This window comes from Tateyamaria sp. ANG-S1 (genome assembly GCF_000814025.1).
Taxonomy (GTDB): domain Bacteria; phylum Pseudomonadota; class Alphaproteobacteria; order Rhodobacterales; family Rhodobacteraceae; genus Tateyamaria.
Genome location: NZ_JWLL01000005.1, coordinates 290568 through 309961 on the forward strand (window position 1 = coordinate 290568; position 19394 = coordinate 309961).

The window sequence follows — 19394 nt, forward strand, 5'->3', positions numbered from 1 at the left end:
TTCACATCAAGGCGAAAGCGTCAGGCGCTGCGCACCGCGCGCCCAAGGGTGATCAGGATACATGCACCGACGATCCCCGCGACCAACTGCCCGATCCAACCGCCCAGCGTCGCGCCAAAGACAAAGGTCACAATCGCGTTGAACACCACCGCGCCAAGGATCCCCAGCACGATGTTCAACAGCAGCGAATGGTCTGTCTTCATGATCTTCTCAGCGATCCACCCGGCCAAAGCGCCCACGATGATCGCCGCAAACCAACCCAGTCCAGTCATAGGTCATCTCCTGTGTGCCAACCTGCACAGACAACATATGACCGGGACAGTTCGTTCCAATCAGTCGCGCAGCAACTCGTTGATCGACGTCTTGGACCGGGTCTTTTCATCGACGCGCTTCACGATCACAGCACAGTACAGGTTCACACCGTTCTTCGATGGCATCGACCCGGCAACGACAACAGAACCGCTCGGCACTTCGCCATACATGACCTCGCCCGTCTCGCGATCCACGATCTTGGTCGACTGGCCGATGAACACACCCATGCCCAGGACCGACCCCTCGCGCACGATGCAGCCCTCAACCACCTCGGACCGCGCACCAATAAAGCAGTTGTCCTCGATAATAGTCGGCCCGGCCTGCATTGGCTCAAGCACACCGCCAATGCCCACGCCACCCGACAGGTGCACGTTCTTGCCGATCTGCGCACAGGACCCGACGGTCGCCCATGTATCCACCATGGTGCCCTCATCCACGTAAGCGCCAAGGTTCACAAAAGACGGCATAAGCACCACGCCCGGCGCGATAAACGCGGACTTGCGCACGACACAGTTCGGCACAGCCCGAAAGCCAGCAGCCTGCCACTGGTTGTCGCCCCAGCCCTTGAACTTGCTGTCGACCTTGTCCCACCAGCCGCCGCCTTGCGGACCACCGTCCTGCTGTTCCATGTCCTTGATACGGAAGCCCAGCAGCACGGCCTTTTTCGCCCACTGATTCACATGCCAGCTGCCGTCGCCCTGCTTCTCCGCCACGCGCAGGCTGCCGCTGTCCAGCGCGTTCAGCGTGTCCTCAATGGCTTCCCGTGTCTCGCCAGTCGTGGCGGGCGTGATGGTATCGCGCGCGTCCCAAGCGGCTTCGATGGCGGTTTCAAGCTGTGCGTTGGACATGCGGTATCTTCCCTCATTGATCGCGGCGCTTAGACAACAATCCGCAGGGCCTTGCAATCATATCTGGGCAAGGCGCGCGCGGCACGCTAGGCCTGTAGGGTCCGACAGGAGAGTATGTGATGAAAGACGACCACCGCAGCCCGTTCCGCGATGCCTATACCGACCGCAAGGCCGTCGAAGGCGCCCCCGATACACCACAGACACGCTCGCCCGCCTATGGTCTGGCCTTTGCCGACGACGAATTCCTGTGCCGGGACGAACTGCGCCCCGTGCGGCTGCAGCTCGAATTGCTGAAGCCCGAGATGATGATGAACGAACAGGGCGTCGAAAGCACGATTGTTCTCTTCGGCGGCGCGCGCATCCCCGACCCGGAAAACAAGGGCGAGGCACGCACCCAAACCCTCGCTGACCTGTCGTCCTTCTACGACGAAGCGCGCGAGTTCTCGCGACTGATGACGCTCACGTCCATGGAGACGGGCGGCACGGAAAACGTGATCGTCACCGGCGGCGGCCCCGGCGTGATGGAGGCGGGCAACCGCGGCGCCGTCGATGCCGGTGGCCGCTCCATCGGGCTCAACATCGTGCTGCCGTTCGAACAGGCGCCCAACGCCTATGTCACGCCTGACCTCTGCTTCAACTTCCACTACTTCGCCATCCGCAAGATGCACTTCCTGATGCGCGCCCGCGCCATCTGCGTCTTCCCCGGCGGCTTTGGCACGCTGGACGAACTGTTCGAATCCCTCACCCTGATCCAGACAGGCCGGATGGAGCGTGTGCCCTTCCTCCTCTTCGGTCGCGCCTTCTGGGACAAGATCATCAACTGGGATGCGCTGTCGGACGCAGGTACCATCTCCGCCGACGATCTCGACCTCTTCCGCTTCGTCGACACGGCACAGGAAGCGATCGAAGTCATCAACACCTGGGCCCCCACCGGCAAACGCGGCGAGGTTCCCGGCAGATAAATCTCGGAACCCTTGCCGCCCTGACCCGTTGTCCCCCCGAACAATTGCTGAACCGGAGGGAACAATGGCACAGGTAAGAAACGGCAAGGCTGACACATCCGACGTGGCAGCACAGATCGAAGTGATCAAGTCCGACATCGCAGCGCTGACGGCCCTGATGGGCGACGTCGCCTCGCAAAAGGCCGAAGGGCCCACGGCGGACGCGGCTGGCATGGCAGACAAAGTCAAACAGACCGCCACCGATCAGGCAACACTCGCACAATTGCGCGCGTAGGACATGGGCGCATCAGTGCGCACAGCAGCCGAAGATGGGTATGCCAAGACCGAGGACGCAATCCGCCAGCAACCCGCCATGGCGGTGGGGATCGCGGCAAGCGTCGGCTTCTTGGTCGGTCTTCTGACCACGCGCCACGCATAATGCTGGCGCAGATCAAACATAACGTCGCTCAGACCGCCCAGCGCGCAGCGCTCGGGGGGTTGGGCGGTATCTGCCTTCTGGCCGGGGTCGGTTTTCTGACCACGGCCCTTTTCATGTATTTGCTGACCCAAACCGATCCGATCACAACTTGCCTGATCATCGGCGGCGGTTTCTCTGGCATCGGACTTGTCTTTGTCGGCCTGTCGCGCACGGGCAAGCCATCAAAACCACCCGCCGTCGCAACGGCGCAAGCCGCACCTTCGGCGTCGGCCATGACGCCCGTGATGCTCGCCTTCCTCGACGGAGTACAAAAAGGCATGGCGGCACGTCAGGCTGCCAAATCCGGGAACAGCGGCTAAATCAGGCGGCCATCTCAGCGGGCAGCGTGCACACCGCCACTCGGTGCGGCAGCGTTTCAACCACATCGCCCGTCGCCGTCTCGCGGATCGAATAGCCATACCCGGCCAACCGATGCTTCCACTCGCGACGCGACAGCGCCTGGCTGCGTTCACGGCTCACCAGATCCAGCACCTGCGCTTCGACAAACGGGTCATTTCCAAAAAACACGGACATAATCATCACTCCATTTCCTTTTCCCTGAGCCTGTCATGCCAAGGCACCGTGGCGCCATTGGTGCGCAAACGGGAAAAGATTGTGACGATTTCGCGAACAATAACGGCGTCAGCCGCCCAAACCGGCTTCTGCCGCAATCTCCTTGCGGCTCTTGCGCGCGCGCTCAGTCGCCGATTTCAACTGCCCACAGGCGGCCAGAATATCTTCACCCCGCGGCGTCCGGATGGGTGAGGCATAGCCCGCCTGATAGATGATATTGGCAAAGGCACGGATCCGATTGTTCGACGACCGCTTGTAGGGCGCGCCGGGCCATTCGTTGAACGGGATCAGGTTCACCTTGGCCGGAATGCCCTCCAGCAGTTCAACCAACCGATGCGCATCCTCATCGGTATCATTCACCCCGTCCAGCATCACATATTCAAAGGTGATCCGCTCCGAATTGCGCCCCCGCGGGTAGGCTTTCAACGCCTCCAGCAGCGCTTCAATGTTCCAGCGCTTGTTGATCGGCACCAACTTATTGCGGACCTCATCCGTGGTGGCATGAAAAGACACCGCCAACTGGCACCCAATCTCATTCGCCGTCCGCTCAATCTCCGGCACGACGCCCGATGTGCTCAACGTGATCCGACGACGGCTAAGCTGAATGCCCTCCTCGTCCATGCAGATCTTCATCGCATCGCGCACATTCTCGAAATTATAAAGCGGCTCGCCCATACCCATCAGCACGATGTTGGAAAGCAGCCGTGTCTCATCCTTCGGCGCCCCGGGCACCGGCCACTCGTCCAGATCATCGCGCGCCATCATCACCTGACCAACAATCTCCGCCGCAGTCAGATTGCGCACCAGCTTCTGCGTGCCGGTATGACAGAACGAACAGGTCAGCGTACACCCGACCTGAGACGACACACACAACGTCCCGCGATCCTCCTCGGGGATATAGACAACCTCAACCTCATGCCCACCGGCAATGCGTACCAACCACTTGCGGGTGCCATCGACACTCACCTGCTTCGACACCACCTCGGGGATCTCGATGACAAACTTTTCTGCCAACTCGGCACGATACACCTTCGACAGGTTTGTCATCGCCTCAAAGTCACGCACGCCCCACTGATAAATCCACTGCCAGATCTGCCCCACGCGCATCTTCGCCTGCTTCTCCGGCGTGCCGTGGGCCACCAAAACCTCCCGCAACTGCGGGCGGGTCAGACCCACAAGGTTCAAAGGCCCCTCCGGCAATTTCCGGGGGATCGTCAAAACATCCTGCGTGATCGGCGCGTCAGCCATAGCGATATCCATAAATAGGGTGATGCGCCCCTATATAGGAAACCAACCAACAATCAAAAGGATTCGCCCAAAACGAAAAGAGCAGCGGCCAAAACCACTGCCCTTCTTCTGGCTAAAAATACCTTCGGGGAGTTTGAGGGGCAGACAGCCCCTCATCATCAAAAATGAATCGCGCGCGCCGTCAGGCGCACCTCTGGATCACTCGGCGGCTACGTTGCCCTTCGGCTCCCACGCAAACGGGGCAAAGGCCGCGTCGGTCGGCGTCTCGAACAGCGCATTGGTAAAGTTCGACATCACCTTCTGCGCATAGATCAGAATGGTATCCAGGATCGCACGCTCCCCATATCCCGCCGCCTCAAAGGCCGCGATGGCCTCAGCCCCCGGACGCCCATGACTGTCGCGAATGGCCAGGGTAAAGGTCCGCAGCGCCTCCAGCTTTGCGGGCAGCGGCGTCTCGTCCCGCAGTGCGTTCACGACATCCTCGTCGATCTTTTCCATCTTCGCGATGCCGGTATGGGCCGGCACACAATAGTGGCATTGGTTGGCAACATTGATGGCCATCCAGACAACGGTGCGTTCCTCGGGGGTAAAGGCCGTGTCGCTGATCGCAAGGCGATGCAGGTGCTGATACCCCTCCAGCAGACCGGGGCTTTCCGCCATGACCCCGTGCAGGCTCGGCAAGCGACCAAACGCCTTGATCGAGTTTTCAAGCAGCGGCTTCGAGGCTTCGGGCGCAGTGTCGAGGGTGTGAACAGTGGTGGTGACCATGTCGAATTCCTTTCGGGTGATGACGTACAGTCACGTAGTAAGGGACCTAAAGGTTCCAAACTGCCCGAATGCACAAAAGGGCCGTGCATGTCCGCACAGCCCCTCGCAGCCTTGTGATTTGAAATGAGCCTGCGCCGCTACCCGGCGCAGCGCGCCTCGGCGTCCTCAACAGCCGCGGTAAAGCCCAGCAGAGAGAACGTGTCCTTGGTCGTCGTCCCCCGGCTCGAAATCCCGGTGACAACCGCATCGGCCCCGCGCTTCATGGCGGTCACGATCTTGGCATCATCCGCCGGGGTCGCGGGCCAGGCCCACTCGCCTTCGGTAAAAAGCTCAAACTCATTGCCGCCAATGTTCACATTCACGGTCGATCCGGACCGGAACGGATACCCACCGGTAAAGGCCACCTGCCCCTTGGCATCCGCGCTCGGGCGGTAAAACACCATCAACAGAATGTCGCCGCGGGTCGCCGCCACAACGCGGCCCTCACGGGTGTTGACCACTTCCTTGGGCGTCGCCACGCCCCAGCATTCGGTCGGGTTATCTTCGACAAACACGCTCCAGTCGGTCTTGGCCGCAACGCGGTTCGTGCTCTGCTCCTGCGCAAGACCGGCACCCGCCATAAGCGAAAGCGCGCCGACCGCTCCAATCATCGTCTTTGTAAATGCCATAGCCACAGCCTCCAAGCTGTTCGAAACCTCAATACCTGAACCGTCCCCCGGGTGCGTCATTTTCGGCGCATTCTCTTGCAAGAGCGGTCTTTCTTCTCGACAAGTGGCACATTAGCGCGAAAGGCGCGACGCAGGAAAGATGAATTGGCGGGAAATCGCCAAGTTGTGAGGGAAAAGATGACGCATCCGGCACATGGCGCGGTCACCCTGGCCGAAATCTGGCGCGGCCCCTTCCTGGAAAGCGCGCATCAGGGCCACGCGGTCATCTGCGACGACACCGGCCAGATCGTTGAGGCATGGGGCGAACCCGGCACCGTCGTGCTGCCCCGCTCCTCCTCCAAAATGATCCAAGCCCTGCCCCTCCTGACAAGCGGCGCAGCCGCAGCCCACAACCTGACCCCAGAACACCTCGCCCTCGCCTGCGCCTCGCACCAGGGCGCACCCGTCCACGTGGACAAGGTCGGCGCATGGCTCTCCGCCATCGGCAAGAACGACGATGACTTCAAATGCGGCCCCCAAGAATCCCGCGACCCGGACCTGCGCACCGCCATGATCAAGGCCAATGAGGCCCCCTGCCGCATCCACAACAACTGCTCCGGCAAACACACTGGCTTCCTGACGCTGGCTAAGCACCTCGGCGCGGGCCCCAACTACGTGGACCCCGACCACCCCGTGCAAAAAGCCTGCCTCGAAGCCTTCGAGCAGGTCACAAACGAAACCTCCCCCGGCTACGGGATCGACGGCTGCTCCGCCCCCAACTTCGCCTGCACCCTACACGGCATGGCGCGCGCCATGGCGCACTTCGCCGCCGCCGACCCCGACAGCGCCGAAGGCGAACTGCGCAACGCCATGACGGCCCACCCCGACCTCGTCGCAGGCGAGGGGCGCGCCTGCACGCGCCTCATGCGTGCCATGAACGGGAAGGTCGCGATCAAGACCGGGGCCGAAGCGTTCTTCATCGCGATCCTACCCGAACAGCGCATGGGCGTGGCCCTCAAAATCACCGACGGCGGCACCCGCGCCGCCGAATGCGCCATCGCCCAAATCCTTGTCCGGCTCGGCGCGCTCGACCCCAACCACCCCGAAGCACTGGCCTACACCAGCGCGCCCATCAAAAACTGGGACGGGCTGACAACCGGCCACCTCCGCGCCGCCCCCGCACTCCTCTAAGGCGGATCAAGATCCGCCTTACGCACGACAACCCTGTTTCTTCCGACTGAAAATACCACGGGGGAGGCGCGCAGCGCCGGGGGCAGCGCCCCCTCACACGCTCACAAATTCAGACCGCGCATAGCCCTGCAGGTACAACAGCGCCGTCAAATCCCCGAAATTCACCCGCACATCACATTGCGCCGCCACAGCAGGCTTCGCGTGCAAGGCCACACCCATCCCCGCGCGCCCCAGCATCTTCAGATCATTGGCCCCATCACCCACAGCCAGCACATCCGCCTCGGCAATCGCCAACCGCGCCGTGATCTCTTCCAAGGCATCTACCTTGGCCTGCTGCCCAAGGATCGGCATACCCACCTCACCCGTCAGCACACCACCTTTGGCCAACAACGTATTGGCCCGATTCTCATCAAAGCCCAACTTGCCCGCCACAGCAGAGGTAAACGCGGTAAACCCACCGGACACCAAGGCCGCATAAGCGCCATGCGCCTTCATTGTCGCCAACAAGACCGGCCCACCGGGCATCAGGGTAATCCGCTCCTCCAGCACCTGCCCAATCACCGCCTCGGGCAGGTCCTTTAACAACCCAACGCGCTCGCGGATCGCTTCCTCGAAATCCAACTCACCGTTCATGGCGCGGGCCGTGATGTCCTTCACCCGATCCCCAACGCCTGCCACATCGGCCAGCTCGTCGATGCACTCCTGCTGGATCATGGTGCTGTCCATATCGGCCAGCAGCATCTTCTTCCGACGCCCCTCCATGGGCAGGATGACCAGATCCACACCCAAGCCCTGCAGGTCCGCCCACACTTCCCACCGATTGTCCGGCATCACCTCCAGCGAAAACGCCGCCGCCTCGTCCACGGCCAGCCACTGCACATCGCCACCCCCCCACGCATTGCGCAGATTGTCGATCAAGGCAGGGTCCAGTGATGGCTTGGCAGGGTCTGTTAACAGGGTACAAACAAACATGAGGGTCCGTTTCCGATACGCGACGCAGATGTCGCAAATAAATGGTCAAGCGGCGCTATAGCCCCGGATTCCCGGTTGCACCACCCCGCAGACCCCCATAAACGCGGCGGTGGGACACCCTTCCCCAACGAAGGGCGCATATCTGTAAGGATAACATCAGATGGCTACTACTGCTCCGGTCACGCGGCCGGCAAACCCGCGTTTTTCGTCTGGCCCCTGTGCCAAACCCCCCACCCATACACTCGCCGCACTCGCCGACGCGCCCCTTGGCCGCTCGCACCGTGCCGCCGAGGGCAAGTCCAAGCTCAAGCAGGCGATCGAGGAAACGCGCGAGATCCTCGGCGTCCCCGCCGACTACAAGATCGGCATCGTCCCCGCCTCCGACACCGGCGCCTACGAGATGGCGATGTGGTCGCTGCTGGGCGAACGGCACGCCGAAATGGTCGCGTGGGAATCCTTCGGCGCAGGCTGGGTCACCGACGTGGCCAAACAGCTCAAGATCGAACACACCGTCCACACCGCCGACTACGGCCAGATCGTGGACATGGCAGCCCTGAACTACGACCACGATGTCTGCTTCACCTGGAACGGCACCACGTCCGGCGTGCGCATGGCAAATGGTGACGCGATCCCCGCAGACCGCGCGGGCCTGACACTCTGCGACGCCACCTCCGCCGCCTTCGCCATGGACCTGCCCTGGGACAAACTCGATGTGACCACGTTCTCCTGGCAAAAGGTGCTGGGCGGCGAAGCAGCCCACGGCATGCTGATCCTCAGCCCCCGCGCGGTAGAACGGCTGGAAAGCTACACGCCGCCATGGCCGCTCCCGAAAATCTTCCGCCTGACCAAAGGCGGCAAACTGATCGACGGCATCTTCCAAGGCGCAACAATCAACACCCCCTCCATGCTCGCAGTCGAGGATTACCTGTTCTCGCTTGCATGGGCCCGCGAGGTCGGCGGCTTGCAAGGGCTGATCGCCCGCGCCGAGGCCAACGCTCAAGCGGTGTTCGATTTCTGCGACCAGCACGACTGGATCGACAACCTCGCCACTGACCCGGCGACACGGTCCACAACCTCAGTCTGCCTCAAATTCACCGACGACCGGATCACCGATGGTGCGGCATTCGCCAAGGCCATCGCCAAACGGCTCGCAGATGAAAACGTGGCGCTCGACATCGGCGCCTACCGCGACGCCCCTCCGGGCCTGCGCATCTGGTGCGGCGGCACGGTCGAAACATCAGACATCGAAGCAATGCTGCCCTGGCTCGCCCACGCCTTCGAAACCGAAATCAATTCCTGACACACCGCTCATCAGCTCCGCTGGAGCCTCTTCGCGAAGAGAGGCCAGCGGCCTCGATGAGCGCGCCAAGAAAGACAGACACATGCCCAAAGTACTCATCTCCGATAAACTCTCCGACGCCGCCGTCCAGATCTTCCGCGACCGCGGGATCGAGGTCGACTTCGAACCCGACCTCGGCAAGGACAAGGACAAACTGGCCGAAGTCATCGGCCAATATGACGGCCTCGCCATCCGCTCCGCGACCAAGGTGACGCCGACGATCCTGAAAAACGCGACCAACCTCAAAGTCATCGGCCGCGCCGGCATCGGCACCGACAACATCGACAAGGAAGCAGCCAGCAAAAAAGGCGTGATCGTCATGAACACGCCCTTCGGCAACATGATCACCACGGCTGAACACGCCATCGCCATGATGTTCGCCGTCGCCCGCCAGATCCCCGAAGCCTCGGAATCCACCCACGCAGGTAAATGGGAAAAGTCCAAGTTCATGGGCACCGAGCTGACCGGCAAAACCCTCGGCGTCATCGGCGCAGGCAACATCGGCGGCATCGTCTGCGACCGCGCCCGTGGCCTGAAAATGAAAGTGCTCGCCTATGACCCCTTCCTGGGCGAAGAGAAGGCCGATAAGATGGGCGTCGAAAAGGTTGAACTCGACGACCTGATCCAACGCGCCGACTTCATCACCCTGCACGTCCCCAAAACCGAGCAGACGGCCAACATGATCACGGCCGAACGCATCGCCATGATGAAACCCGGCGTCCGGATCATCAACTGCGCCCGCGGCGGTCTCGTGGACGAGGCGGCCCTCGCCGAAGCGCTCAAATCCGGCCACGTCGCCGGTGCCGCCTTCGACGTCTTCGCCGAAGAACCCGCCAAGGAAAACGCACTCTTCAACCTGCCAAACGTGGTGGTCACGCCCCACCTCGGGGCCGCCACGACCGAAGCGCAGGAAAATGTCGCCCTGCAAGTGGCGGAACAGATGGCCAACTACCTGCTCACGGGCGCCGTCGAAAACGCGCTCAACATGCCCTCCGTCACAGCGGAAGAGGCCAAGGTCATGGGCCCCTGGGTCAAGCTCGCCGGGCATTTGGGCAGCTTCACAGGCCAGATGACGGACGAACCGATCAAGGCGATCAACATCCTCTATGACGGTGTCGTTTCCGAAATGAACCTCGACGCGCTCAACTGCGGCGTGGTCGCGGGCATCATGAAACGCGCCAACCCGGACGTGAACATGGTCTCCGCCCCCGTCATCGCGAAAGAACGCGGCATCCAGATCTCCACCACGAACCAGGACCAGTCCGGCGCGTTCGAGGGGTACATCAAGGTCACCGTCGTCACCGACAAACGCGAACGCTCAGTCGCGGGCACCGTCTTCTCCGACGGCAAACCGCGCTTCATCCAGATCAAGGGCATCAACATCGACGCCGAGATCGGGGCCAACATGCTCTACACCACGAACGAGGACGTGCCGGGCATCATCGGCCTTCTGGGCAACACGATGGGCAAGAACGGCGTGAACATCGCGAACTTTACGCTCGGCCGGGCCGCTGTCGGCGGCGAAGCCATCGCGCTGCTCTATGTAGACAACCCGATCCCGGGCGACGTGCTGAACACGCTCGAAGGGACAGGGCAGTTCACACAGGTCAAACCGCTCGAGTTTGACGTCGCGTGAGGACCAGGGCGGAGGACACCTCCGCCTTACGATTGTCACCGAACTGAACTAAACGCATGGGCGACCGACAAGGACCGCCCATGCCACCGCCCACAGCCTATATCCTGTGCACCAGCCCGCGCAGCGGCAGCACACTCCTCTGCGGGCTCCTGCGCGACAGCGGCGCGGGACATCCCAAATCCTACTTCCACCGCCCATCCCTCGCGGACTGGCGCAGCGGGTTGGACCTCGACCCAAACACACCTCGCTCCGACATCTTCGCGGAAGCCACACGGCAAGGGCGGGCAAACACAGACATCTTCGGCCTACGCTTGCAACGCCACAGCGCACCCTTCTTCTTCGACCAACTCCGCGGCATGCACACCGCAGCGCAAACCGACGCGCAAGCCGTCACCGCCCAATTCGGCCCCACCCGCTACCTCTACCTGCACCGGACCGACAAGCTGGCCCAAGCCGTCTCACTGGTGCGCGCCAACCAAAGCGGCCTTTGGCACCGCAACGCCGACGGGTCGGAACTGGAACGCACTGCCCCACCGCAAACACCCACATATGACCACGACGCCATCGCAACCGAACTTGCGATGGCCAAAACCTACGACACCGAATGGGAGGCGTGGTTCACGCGCGAGGGCATCACGCCCCTCCGCCTGGACTATGACAGGCTCGCAGCCGACCCACATGCAACACTGGCGCGCGTGCTGAGCCACCTCCACCTGCCAGCCGTCACTCTACCAGCCCCCGCCGTCGCCAAACTCGCCGACGACATCAACGCAGACTGGATCGCCCGGTTCAAAGCCGACACCAAATGACAGCAAGGCACGGGAACCCTCCGCCTTGCACCGCACGCCAATGACGGTACGGTACGCCAATGCCCGGCTTCGACACCCTCCTCGCTTTCCTCATCGCCACCGCGATCTTCGCCTACATCCCCGGCCCCGCGATGCTCTACGCGACGGCGCAAACGCTCGCCCGTGGCGCACGCGCCGGACTCATGGCCGCGCTCGGCATCCATATCGGCGGCTATGTCCACGTGCTGGCCGCCGCCTTCGGCCTCGCCATCCTCTTTGAACTCGTACCGCCCCTCTACCTCGCGCTGAAACTGATCGGCGCTGCCTACCTCATCTGGCTGGGGATCCAGATGATCCGCACACGCAACGCCCGTGTGAACGCCACACCCCAAGGCAGCCGTGACCCGATCCGCGCCTTCCGGCAAAGCATGACGGTCGAAATCCTGAACCCAAAGACAGCACTTTTCTTCGTGGCTTTCCTGCCGCAATTCTCCGACCCAAGCGCCGCTCTGCCGATCTGGGCGCAACTCCTGATCCTCGGCACCGTGGTCAACATCATGTTCTCCAGCGCCGACCTCGTCTGCGTTGCGCTGGCCTCCCGCATGTCACGTCTGCTCGCACGTTCGGGCCAGGCCACGGCAAAGGCCAAAGCGTTCGGCGGCTCCATCCTCGTCGGCCTCGGCCTGACCGTCGCCCTCGACCGATAGATCCAGCGCCCCGGCCGTAGGGTGCGCATTCACTGCGCACCATCACCTCGCATCCCCTCGACCACCAAAACATTGCGCGCTAAGGCAAAAGACGCCCTCCGCCCCGCCCGAAAGACCCCCATGACAGACCCCATCTACGCCATCGGCGACATCCACGGCCAAATGGCCGAGCTGGACCGCGTGCTATCCCTGATCGAAACAGACGGCGGCCCCGACGCCCAAATCGTCTTCCTTGGCGACTACACCGACCGCGGCCCCGACAGCCGCGCTGTCCTCGACACCCTGATCGCCGGGCGCGACGCAGGCCGCAACTGGACGTTCCTCAAGGGCAACCACGACCGCATGTTCGCATGGTTCATGGCCGAACCGCTCCGCCATGATCCCCACCTGATGGTCGAGCTTTATTGGCTCCACGACCGCCTCGGCGGCGCCACGACACTCGCTTCCTACGGCGTGAACGCAAGCGGCCAGCGCCGGGAAAAGGACGTGCAGTCAGACGCCCGCGCCGCCGTGCCTGCATCACACCTGACCTTCCTCCAGAACCTGAGACTGATGCACGTCACCGGCGACCTCATGTTCGTCCACGCAGGTATCCGCCCCGGCGTCCCCATCAAGGAGCAGACGGAAGAAGACCTGCTCTGGATCCGGCAAGAGTTTCACCGCTCCGACGCAACACACCCCAAACTGATCGTCCACGGCCACACCCCGGTCAAGGTGCCGACGCATTACGGCAACCGCATCAACCTCGACACCGGCGCAGGCTACGGCAAGCCCCTCACCGCCGCCGTGTTCGAAGATGGCAAAGTCTGGACCCTGACCGACGCAGGCCGTGTACCGCTCGCACCGTAAACCAAACGCGCAAATCGGGGCCGTAGGGCGGGGTTCCACCCCACCAAACCCGCGACATATCACCGCAAATTAACCTTTAGAATCAGCGCATAACCCACATCCGACCAAAAACACGCAGTTTCACCCCAAAACTTCGCAGTTTTCCAAAACCACTCTGAATCCACCCAGATTCAGCCGCGCCAAAACACGCAGTTTGAGCCCCAAAATGTGCAGTTTCGCGAAACTGCCGACCCGCTCAGCCCCGCAATTCCCACACAAACCGCCGGTTAACACACCGCACGCTGCTCAGGTCCAATCCAGCACAACCTTGCCCGACGACCCCGCCTTCATCGCCGCAAACCCGGCCTCGAACTCCTCCGCCCGGAACCGATGCGTGATCACCTTCGACACGTCCAAACCGTTCTCCAGCATCGCGATCATCTTGTACCAGGTCTCGAAAATCTCGCGCCCATAGACCCCCTTGATCGTGATCGCCTTGAACACGATCCGGCTCCAATCCACGGGGCTCTTACCCGGCGGAATCCCCAGCATCGCAATGCGCCCACCCATCGTCATCGCCTTGACCATCTGGTCCAGCGCTTGCTGATTACCCGACATCTCAAGGCCGACATCAAAGCCCTGGGCCATCCCCAATTCTCCAATGATCTCAGACAGTTCCCGCTCCGCCACGTTCACCGTCACCACGTCAGCAACCCGCTCAGCCAGCGCCAGCCGGTCCGGGTTCACATCCGTGATCACCACATGCCGCGCCCCCACATGGCGCGCCACAGCCGCTGCCATAATCCCGATGGGCCCAGCGCCAGTGACCAGCACATCCTCCCCGATCAGATCAAAGGACAGCGCCGTATGAACCGCATTGCCAAGCGGATCCAAAATGGCCCCCACATCATCCGAAATCCCATCCGGCAGCGGCACGACATTGAACGCAGGCAGGCGCAGATACTCGGCAAAGGCCCCCTGCTCGTTCACCCCGATCCCCCGCGTCGCCGGGTCCAGATGAAACTTCCCCGCCCTGCTCTGGCGCGAGGTTTTACCGATCAAATGCCCCTCGCCCGAGCACCGTTGACCCAAAGCCAAGTCATTGACGTTACGCCCTAAATCCACAATCTCACCGGCAAACTCATGCCCCGTGATCAGAGGCGTCGGCACGGTGGCAGAGGCCCATTCATCCCAATTCCAGATGTGAATATCGGTCCCGCAAATCCCGGTCTTCTTCACCCGAATCAGTACGTCATCCGGCCCAATCTCCGGCACCGGTGCCTCAACCCACCAAAGCCCCTCGCGCGGATGCGTCTTTTCCAATGCCATCATGGTGTTACGCATCAAATCACCCCCACCGCTTTGCCAGCAGTTTCAAAGGCTTGCAGCCCGCGATCCAGATCATCCCGCGTCAGCGCCGCATTCATCTGCGTCCTGATCCGCGCCTGCCCGCGCGGCACAACCGGAAAGAAAAAGCCCGAAACATAGACCCCTTCATCAAACAACCGCGCCGCCATATCCTGCGCCAACTGCGCCTCACCCAGCATCACGGGAATGATCGGATGCTCACCAGGCAGGAGCTCAAAACCCAGCGTTTCCAAACCCTTACGCCAGTACGCCGCATTGTCGAACAACTGCGCCCGCAATGCATCGCCCTCTTCCACCAACCGGATCGCCTCGATCCCCGCGGCCACAATCGCTGGCGGCAGCGAGTTCGAAAACAGGTACGGCCGCGCCCTTTGGCGCAGCAGATCAATCACCGGCTGCGGCCCCGCGATGTACCCTCCAATCGACCCGCCCAGCGCCTTACCGAGCGTGCCGGTCAGCACATCAACATCCACACCAAAATGCGCTGGCGTCCCTGCCCCCTTCGGGCCCATGAACCCGGTGGCATGGCAATCGTCCACCATCACAAGCGCGCCGAAATTCCGTGCAAGTTCAATAATTTCCGGCAATTTCGCCAGATAACCATCCATGGAAAACACGCCATCGGTCGCAATCATGATATGCCGCGCACCATCCGCCTTGGCCGCACGCAACTGCTTTTCCAGAGAGTCCATATCGCTGTTAGCATAGCGATAGCGCTTCGCCTTGCAGAGCCGAATGCCGTCAATGATCGACGCATGGTTCAGCGCGTCCGAAATGATGGCGTCCTCAGGTCCCAAAAGCGGCTCAAACAGCCCGCCATTGGCATCGAAACAGGCGGCAAACAGGATCGCATCATCCTTGCCCAGAAAGCGCGCCAGGCGCTGCTCCAACTCGCGATGCAAGTCCTGCGTGCCGCAGATGAACCGGACGGAGGCCATGCCGAACCCCTTGTCATCCATAGCATTTTTCGCCGCGGCAATCAGGTCGGGATGGTCAGCGAGACCTAGGTAATTGTTGGCGCACAGGTTCAGAACCTCGCGCCCGCCCACGTCGATGCGCCCGCTTTGGGGCGAGGTGATCTCGCGCTCGCGCTTGAACATCCCGTCCGCCTCAATCTGGGCCAGGGTGTCGGTCACATGGGTCAGAAAGGCTTGGGTCATAGATGTGCTCCTTTCCGAGCATATCTAACATCCCGGACGCGATTCCGGTAGAGCGGATTTCATAATTACGGACAAAAATCCGTTATAGCGGATTTATGCTCAGGCGTTCTGCACCACCAGAAAGGCGCGCGCGGGCCGATCCGCCTCGATCCGGTGCGGCACATCAGCGGCATAACGGGCCGTGTCGCCCTGCCCAACTTTTTCAACAGCACCGCCGCTCGTCACCTTCAACTTGCCGTCAATCACGGTCAGATGTTCGCGGGCACCGCGGGCGTGAGGTTGGCTGTCCAGCACGCCGCCTTCGACGAACCGCAGCTCATAGACCTCATGCTGCCCCGCCTCTTCCGGCGGGCTTAGGATGCGGATGGTACAGCCTGCACCGCGATTTTCGATGCTGGGCACATCGCCCGCGCGCAGCACCTCGATCCGCTCCGCCGTGCCCTCGTCCAAGAGCCCCGCAAAATCCACCTGCAAGGCCCGCGTCAGGTTCCAGAGCGTCGCGATGGTGGGCGAAGACTCTCCCCGCTCGATCTGGCTGACCATGGACCGGGACACGCCCGACAGTTTTGCCACCGCATCGAGACTTAAGCCCTGCGCCCGCCGCGCATCCTTCAGCCGTGTGGGCAGAAGGGACAATATAGCGTCTGTATTCTCCGTCATGACGGAGTGATGCCAATGCCGTTGCGTCCAAGTCAAGTCCGGGGGCTGACATGGGCCGGGCGCAGGGTCATATCAAGTGACAAAAGGGAGGATCACCATGACCCAAGACATCGTCATTCTGGACGGCGCACGCACCGCCATCGGCACCTTTGGCGGATCGCTCGCAGGCACCACACCCATCGACCTCGGCACCGTCGCGGCCAAGGCGGCACTTGAGCGGTCAGGTGTCGAGGGCGGGCAGATCGGCCATGTTGCCTTTGGCCATGTCATCAACACCGAACCGCGCGACATGTATCTGTCCCGCGTGGCCGCCATGCAGGCGGGCGTGCCCGACACGACGCCCGCGATGAACGTGAACCGGCTGTGTGGGTCGGGTGTGCAGGCGATTGTGAGTGTGATTCAGTCTCTAATGTTGGGCGATTCCGAGTTTGGTCTGGCTGGCGGGTCCGAGAATATGTCCCGCTCACCCTTTATCATTCCCAGCCAGCGCTGGGGCACCAAGATGGGTGATGTCAAAACGCTCGACATGATGCTGGGCGCACTCAACTGCCCCTTTGGCACCGGCCATATGGGTGTGACGGCAGAGAAGGTCGCCGCAGAACATCAGATCACCCGCGAGGCGCAGGATGCCTTTGCCATGCAAAGCCAAGAGCGTGCCGCTGCCGCGATTGCAGACGGGCGCTTTGCCAGCCAGATCGCGCCAGTCGAGGTTAAGGTGAAGCGGGACACTGTTGCCTTTGAGGTTGATGAGCACCCGAAGGCAACGAGCATGGAAGCTTTGGGCGGTTTGCGCCCCGTGTTCCAAAAGGATGGCTCTGTCACGGCTGGCAACGCATCGGGCATCAATGATGGCGCCGCGGCTGTTGTTTTGGCGACCGCAGATGCCGCCGAGAAAGCGGGGCTGAAACCGAAAGCGCGCGTTTTGGGCTATGCGCATGCGGGCGTACGCCCCGAGGTGATGGGTATCGGTCCGATCCCGGCGGTGCGCAACCTACTCGACCGGACAGGGCTATCTGCAGGAGACTTCGACGTAATCGAATCGAACGAGGCCTTTGCCGCACAGGCCCTTGCTGTGTCGAATGATCTGGGTCTGGACCCCACCCGCGTGAACCCCAACGGCGGTGCAATTGCCCTGGGGCACCCGGTTGGGGCGACCGGGGCCATCATTACCGTGAAGGCGCTGTATGAGTTGGAGCGGATCGGGGGATCGAAAGCGCTGATCACCATGTGTATCGGTGGTGGTCAGGGGATCGCCTTGGCGATTGAACGCATCGCTTGAGGTCAGCGTCGGACTGGGGCTCTGCCCCAGACCCCGGGATTTTTTTTAAACAGGGAAGGGGCTTAGGCCAGAGCTTCGATGAGGAGCGTGAGGCCGCCCCCGGCCAACAGTCCCGCAATTGCAGCCAGCGTGACCCAGCGCCAGAACCCGTTGCGTTTGGGCGGTTGCGGGTTGGATTGCGCAATGAGTGCCTGTTCGACCAGGCGCGGCAGGCGCGGGCCGAAGCGGGTCAGGACGCGCGCCGTTTTGTAGAGATCGCTGACCACAGCGCGGGGACCGATGGACTTCTGGATGTAATCCGATACCACGGGTGAGGCGACCTGCCAGATGTTGATGTTTGGGCTGAGTGAGCGGGCGACGCCCTCGACCACCACCATTGTGCGTTGTAGCAGGATCAGTTCGGTCCGGGTTTCCATGCCGAAGCGCTCGGTCACTTCGAAGAGGTAGGCCAGCAGGCGGCCCATGGAGATCTTGGAGGCGTCCATGCCGAAGATCGGCTCGCCCACGGAGCGTAGGGCGCGGGCGAATTCATCGACGTCTTTATCGGCTGGAACGTAGCCCGCTTCGAAGTGGACCTCGGCCACGCGCTTGTAGTCCTTGCGGATAAAGCCGAACAGGATCTCTGCATAGACGCGGCGGGTGTATTCATCGATGTGCCCCATGATCCCGAAATCGTAGGCGATGATGTCTCCGTTCGCGGCGACCTTGAGGTTGCCCTGATGCATGTCGGCGTGAAAGTAACCATCGCGCAGGGCGTGCATGAGGAACAGCTTGAGCACCCGTTCGCCCAGTTGGACGCGGTCGTGGCCTGCGGCGTCGATTGCGGCATTGTCGCCCATCGGCACGCCGTCGGCCCATTCGAGGGTCATTACGCGCCGGCCCGAATACTCCCAGCGGACTTTGGGCAGGTGGAACCCTTCGTCTTTTTCGGTGTTGGCGGCGAACTCACCAGCGGCGGAGGATTCGAGGCGGAGGTCCAACTCGCCCTGCACCACGCCGTCGAAATGGGCGATGACGTCCACGGGTTTGAGCCGCCGCGCGCCGGGGGCGAACAACTCGACGATGGAGGCGGCGAAATAGAAGGCGTCGATGTCCTTCTGAAACGCCTTTTCGATGCCGGGGCGGAGCACTTTGACGGCGACGTACTTATCATCATCGGCCAGCTTGGCCTTGTGGACCTGCGCGATAGAGGCGGCGGCGACGGGTTCGCTGAACTCGGAGAAGAGGGTGTCGGTGGGCACACCGAGTTCCCGCTCAACCTCGGCCTTGGCATCGGTGGCGGGGAAGGGGGGGAGTTGGTCCTGCAGGACGCGGAGTTGCACGGCGAGTTCATCACCCACCACATCAGGGCGGGTCGAGAGGATCTGGCCGAACTTGATGTAAGCGGGGCCGAGGGCCGTGATCGCGCGGATGGCGGGCGGCATGGACGGGTCGCCCTTGTAGCCCAGCCAGCGGAACGGTTTGGCGAGCGCCTTGGCCACGATGCGCAGGGCAGGGGGCGCTTCGAACGCATCGAGGACGACGTTCATCGCGCCCGCGCGTTCGAGCGTTGCGCCTGTGCGGATCAGGCGGATGATGTTGTGGGGGCCTTTCACCGGGCTGTCCCCGCGGGGACAGAGGGCCGTTTGGAAAGTGTCCCCGCGGGGACACT

General features: G+C 62.2%; 22 protein-coding genes. 11 read left to right on the plus strand and 11 right to left on the minus strand.

All coding sequences use genetic code 11. The features are described 5' to 3' along the window. Positions 1 to 20 precede the first annotated feature (20 nt). Both RA29_RS08725 and dapD read right to left on the minus strand, forming a co-directional pair. Entirely contained in the window at positions 21 to 272 is a 252-nt protein-coding gene (locus tag RA29_RS08725; protein ID WP_039684989.1) for a GlsB/YeaQ/YmgE family stress response membrane protein, read from the minus strand. A gap of 60 nt (positions 273 to 332) precedes the next feature. Continuing rightward, positions 333 to 1160: a 2,3,4,5-tetrahydropyridine-2,6-dicarboxylate N-succinyltransferase gene (gene dapD, locus RA29_RS08730; protein WP_039684991.1), complete on the minus strand. Its 828-nt coding sequence runs from the start codon at positions 1158 to 1160 to the stop codon at positions 333 to 335. Positions 1161 to 1279: 119 nt separating this feature from the next. Between dapD and RA29_RS08735 the strand changes: the two genes are divergently transcribed. From RA29_RS08735 to RA29_RS21845, 4 genes are all read left to right on the plus strand, one after another. After that, positions 1280 to 2122: a TIGR00730 family Rossman fold protein gene (locus RA29_RS08735; RefSeq protein ID WP_039684992.1), complete on the plus strand. Its 843-nt coding sequence runs from the start codon at positions 1280 to 1282 to the stop codon at positions 2120 to 2122. Positions 2123 to 2186: 64 nt separating this feature from the next. After that, entirely contained in the window at positions 2187 to 2396 is a 210-nt protein-coding gene (locus RA29_RS08740; RefSeq protein WP_039684994.1) for a hypothetical protein, read from the plus strand. A 3-nt stretch (positions 2397 to 2399) separates the two neighbouring features. After that, positions 2400 to 2540, plus strand: a complete 141-nt coding sequence (locus tag RA29_RS23195; protein WP_193743500.1) for a hypothetical protein — start codon at positions 2400 to 2402, stop codon at positions 2538 to 2540. Beyond that, entirely contained in the window at positions 2540 to 2899 is a 360-nt protein-coding gene (locus RA29_RS21845) for a phage holin family protein (protein WP_052249560.1), read from the plus strand. The genes RA29_RS23195 and RA29_RS21845 overlap by 1 nt, the downstream gene beginning before the upstream one ends. Before the next feature lies 1 nt (position 2900). Here RA29_RS21845 and RA29_RS08755 read toward each other — a convergent pair whose 3' ends face one another. The 4 genes from RA29_RS08755 to RA29_RS08770 all read right to left on the minus strand — a co-directional run bounded on the left by RA29_RS08755 (position 2901) and on the right by RA29_RS08770 (position 5836). After that, entirely contained in the window at positions 2901 to 3113 is a 213-nt protein-coding gene (locus tag RA29_RS08755; RefSeq protein ID WP_039685897.1) for a hypothetical protein, read from the minus strand. A 108-nt stretch (positions 3114 to 3221) separates the two neighbouring features. Continuing rightward, positions 3222 to 4400, minus strand: a complete 1179-nt coding sequence (gene rlmN / locus RA29_RS08760) for a 23S rRNA (adenine(2503)-C(2))-methyltransferase RlmN (RefSeq protein WP_039685898.1) — start codon at positions 4398 to 4400, stop codon at positions 3222 to 3224. A gap of 198 nt (positions 4401 to 4598) precedes the next feature. Continuing rightward, entirely contained in the window at positions 4599 to 5168 is a 570-nt protein-coding gene (locus RA29_RS08765; protein WP_039684996.1) for a carboxymuconolactone decarboxylase family protein, read from the minus strand. A gap of 137 nt (positions 5169 to 5305) precedes the next feature. Beyond that, positions 5306 to 5836, minus strand: a complete 531-nt coding sequence (locus RA29_RS08770) for an invasion associated locus B family protein (RefSeq protein WP_039685900.1) — start codon at positions 5834 to 5836, stop codon at positions 5306 to 5308. 177 nt (positions 5837 to 6013) lie between these two features. Between RA29_RS08770 and RA29_RS08775 the strand changes: the two genes are divergently transcribed. Beyond that, positions 6014 to 7006 carry an asparaginase gene (locus RA29_RS08775; protein ID WP_039684999.1) on the plus strand — a complete coding sequence of 331 codons (993 nt, stop codon included), beginning with the start codon at positions 6014 to 6016 and terminating at the stop codon, positions 7004 to 7006. Positions 7007 to 7099: 93 nt separating this feature from the next. On the opposite strand, the gene serB is transcribed toward RA29_RS08775, so the two are convergent. Continuing rightward, positions 7100 to 7978, minus strand: a complete 879-nt coding sequence (serB, locus tag RA29_RS08780; protein WP_039685001.1) for a phosphoserine phosphatase SerB — start codon at positions 7976 to 7978, stop codon at positions 7100 to 7102. A 160-nt stretch (positions 7979 to 8138) separates the two neighbouring features. Between serB and RA29_RS08785 the strand changes: the two genes are divergently transcribed. From RA29_RS08785 to RA29_RS08805, 5 genes are all read left to right on the plus strand, one after another. After that, on the plus strand, positions 8139 to 9278 hold the full coding sequence (locus RA29_RS08785; RefSeq protein ID WP_039685003.1) for a phosphoserine transaminase: 1140 nt from the start codon (positions 8139 to 8141) through the stop codon (positions 9276 to 9278). An 82-nt stretch (positions 9279 to 9360) separates the two neighbouring features. Then, positions 9361 to 10953 (plus strand): phosphoglycerate dehydrogenase, encoded by a 1593-nt coding sequence (serA, locus tag RA29_RS08790; protein WP_039685005.1) that lies wholly within the window; start codon positions 9361 to 9363, stop codon positions 10951 to 10953. Positions 10954 to 11033: 80 nt separating this feature from the next. Beyond that, positions 11034 to 11762 carry a Stf0 family sulfotransferase gene (locus RA29_RS08795; RefSeq protein WP_082029510.1) on the plus strand — a complete coding sequence of 243 codons (729 nt, stop codon included), beginning with the start codon at positions 11034 to 11036 and terminating at the stop codon, positions 11760 to 11762. 59 nt (positions 11763 to 11821) lie between these two features. Next, positions 11822 to 12448, plus strand: coding sequence for a LysE family translocator (locus RA29_RS08800; RefSeq protein WP_039685009.1), 627 nt, complete (start codon positions 11822 to 11824; stop codon positions 12446 to 12448). A gap of 120 nt (positions 12449 to 12568) precedes the next feature. After that, a complete protein-coding gene (locus tag RA29_RS08805) occupies positions 12569 to 13297 on the plus strand; it encodes a metallophosphoesterase family protein (RefSeq protein WP_039685010.1) in 729 nt (242 codons plus the stop codon). Between the two features lie 285 nt (positions 13298 to 13582). Here the strand turns inward: RA29_RS08805 and tdh are convergent, their stop codons facing one another. The 3 genes from tdh to RA29_RS08820 form a co-directional block, all read right to left on the minus strand. After that, the gene (gene tdh, locus RA29_RS08810; RefSeq protein WP_039685012.1) at positions 13583 to 14620 is read right to left on the minus strand and encodes an L-threonine 3-dehydrogenase; all 1038 of its coding nucleotides are present in this window, start codon (positions 14618 to 14620) and stop codon (positions 13583 to 13585) included. After that, positions 14620 to 15804: a glycine C-acetyltransferase gene (locus RA29_RS08815; protein WP_039685015.1), complete on the minus strand. Its 1185-nt coding sequence runs from the start codon at positions 15802 to 15804 to the stop codon at positions 14620 to 14622. The genes tdh and RA29_RS08815 overlap by 1 nt, the downstream gene beginning before the upstream one ends. Before the next feature lie 99 nt (positions 15805 to 15903). Next, the gene (locus tag RA29_RS08820; RefSeq protein ID WP_039685016.1) at positions 15904 to 16464 is read right to left on the minus strand and encodes an XRE family transcriptional regulator; all 561 of its coding nucleotides are present in this window, start codon (positions 16462 to 16464) and stop codon (positions 15904 to 15906) included. A 97-nt stretch (positions 16465 to 16561) separates the two neighbouring features. Here RA29_RS08820 and RA29_RS08825 point away from each other — a divergent pair, with 97 nt between their 5' ends. Continuing rightward, positions 16562 to 17743: an acetyl-CoA C-acyltransferase family protein gene (locus tag RA29_RS08825; RefSeq protein WP_039685019.1), complete on the plus strand. Its 1182-nt coding sequence runs from the start codon at positions 16562 to 16564 to the stop codon at positions 17741 to 17743. A 62-nt stretch (positions 17744 to 17805) separates the two neighbouring features. On the opposite strand, the gene ubiB is transcribed toward RA29_RS08825, so the two are convergent. Beyond that, positions 17806 to 19338, minus strand: coding sequence for a 2-polyprenylphenol 6-hydroxylase (gene ubiB, locus RA29_RS08830; RefSeq protein WP_039685021.1), 1533 nt, complete (start codon positions 19336 to 19338; stop codon positions 17806 to 17808). Between the last annotated feature and the right edge of the window lie 56 nt (positions 19339 to 19394).

What these genes read in the sequence shown, in the direction of transcription:
- RA29_RS08725 (WP_039684989.1), bottom strand. Translation starts at nt 272, where the DNA reads ATGACTGGACTGGGTTGGTTTGCGGCGATCATCGTGGGCGCTTTGGCC.
- dapD (WP_039684991.1), bottom strand. Translation starts at nt 1,160, where the DNA reads ATGTCCAACGCACAGCTTGAAACCGCCATCGAAGCCGCTTGGGACGCG.
- RA29_RS08735 (WP_039684992.1), top strand. Translation starts at nt 1,280, where the DNA reads ATGAAAGACGACCACCGCAGCCCGTTCCGCGATGCCTATACCGACCGC.
- RA29_RS08740 (WP_039684994.1), top strand. Translation starts at nt 2,187, where the DNA reads ATGGCACAGGTAAGAAACGGCAAGGCTGACACATCCGACGTGGCAGCA.
- RA29_RS23195 (WP_193743500.1), top strand. Translation starts at nt 2,400, where the DNA reads ATGGGCGCATCAGTGCGCACAGCAGCCGAAGATGGGTATGCCAAGACC.
- RA29_RS21845 (WP_052249560.1), top strand. Translation starts at nt 2,540, where the DNA reads ATGCTGGCGCAGATCAAACATAACGTCGCTCAGACCGCCCAGCGCGCA.
- RA29_RS08755 (WP_039685897.1), bottom strand. Translation starts at nt 3,113, where the DNA reads ATGTCCGTGTTTTTTGGAAATGACCCGTTTGTCGAAGCGCAGGTGCTG.
- rlmN (WP_039685898.1), bottom strand. Translation starts at nt 4,400, where the DNA reads ATGGCTGACGCGCCGATCACGCAGGATGTTTTGACGATCCCCCGGAAA.
- RA29_RS08765 (WP_039684996.1), bottom strand. Translation starts at nt 5,168, where the DNA reads ATGGTCACCACCACTGTTCACACCCTCGACACTGCGCCCGAAGCCTCG.
- RA29_RS08770 (WP_039685900.1), bottom strand. Translation starts at nt 5,836, where the DNA reads ATGGCATTTACAAAGACGATGATTGGAGCGGTCGGCGCGCTTTCGCTT.
- RA29_RS08775 (WP_039684999.1), top strand. Translation starts at nt 6,014, where the DNA reads ATGACGCATCCGGCACATGGCGCGGTCACCCTGGCCGAAATCTGGCGC.
- serB (WP_039685001.1), bottom strand. Translation starts at nt 7,978, where the DNA reads ATGTTTGTTTGTACCCTGTTAACAGACCCTGCCAAGCCATCACTGGAC.
- RA29_RS08785 (WP_039685003.1), top strand. Translation starts at nt 8,139, where the DNA reads ATGGCTACTACTGCTCCGGTCACGCGGCCGGCAAACCCGCGTTTTTCG.
- serA (WP_039685005.1), top strand. Translation starts at nt 9,361, where the DNA reads ATGCCCAAAGTACTCATCTCCGATAAACTCTCCGACGCCGCCGTCCAG.
- RA29_RS08795 (WP_082029510.1), top strand. Translation starts at nt 11,034, where the DNA reads ATGCCACCGCCCACAGCCTATATCCTGTGCACCAGCCCGCGCAGCGGC.
- RA29_RS08800 (WP_039685009.1), top strand. Translation starts at nt 11,822, where the DNA reads ATGCCCGGCTTCGACACCCTCCTCGCTTTCCTCATCGCCACCGCGATC.
- RA29_RS08805 (WP_039685010.1), top strand. Translation starts at nt 12,569, where the DNA reads ATGACAGACCCCATCTACGCCATCGGCGACATCCACGGCCAAATGGCC.
- tdh (WP_039685012.1), bottom strand. Translation starts at nt 14,620, where the DNA reads ATGCGTAACACCATGATGGCATTGGAAAAGACGCATCCGCGCGAGGGG.
- RA29_RS08815 (WP_039685015.1), bottom strand. Translation starts at nt 15,804, where the DNA reads ATGACCCAAGCCTTTCTGACCCATGTGACCGACACCCTGGCCCAGATT.
- RA29_RS08820 (WP_039685016.1), bottom strand. Translation starts at nt 16,464, where the DNA reads ATGACGGAGAATACAGACGCTATATTGTCCCTTCTGCCCACACGGCTG.
- RA29_RS08825 (WP_039685019.1), top strand. Translation starts at nt 16,562, where the DNA reads ATGACCCAAGACATCGTCATTCTGGACGGCGCACGCACCGCCATCGGC.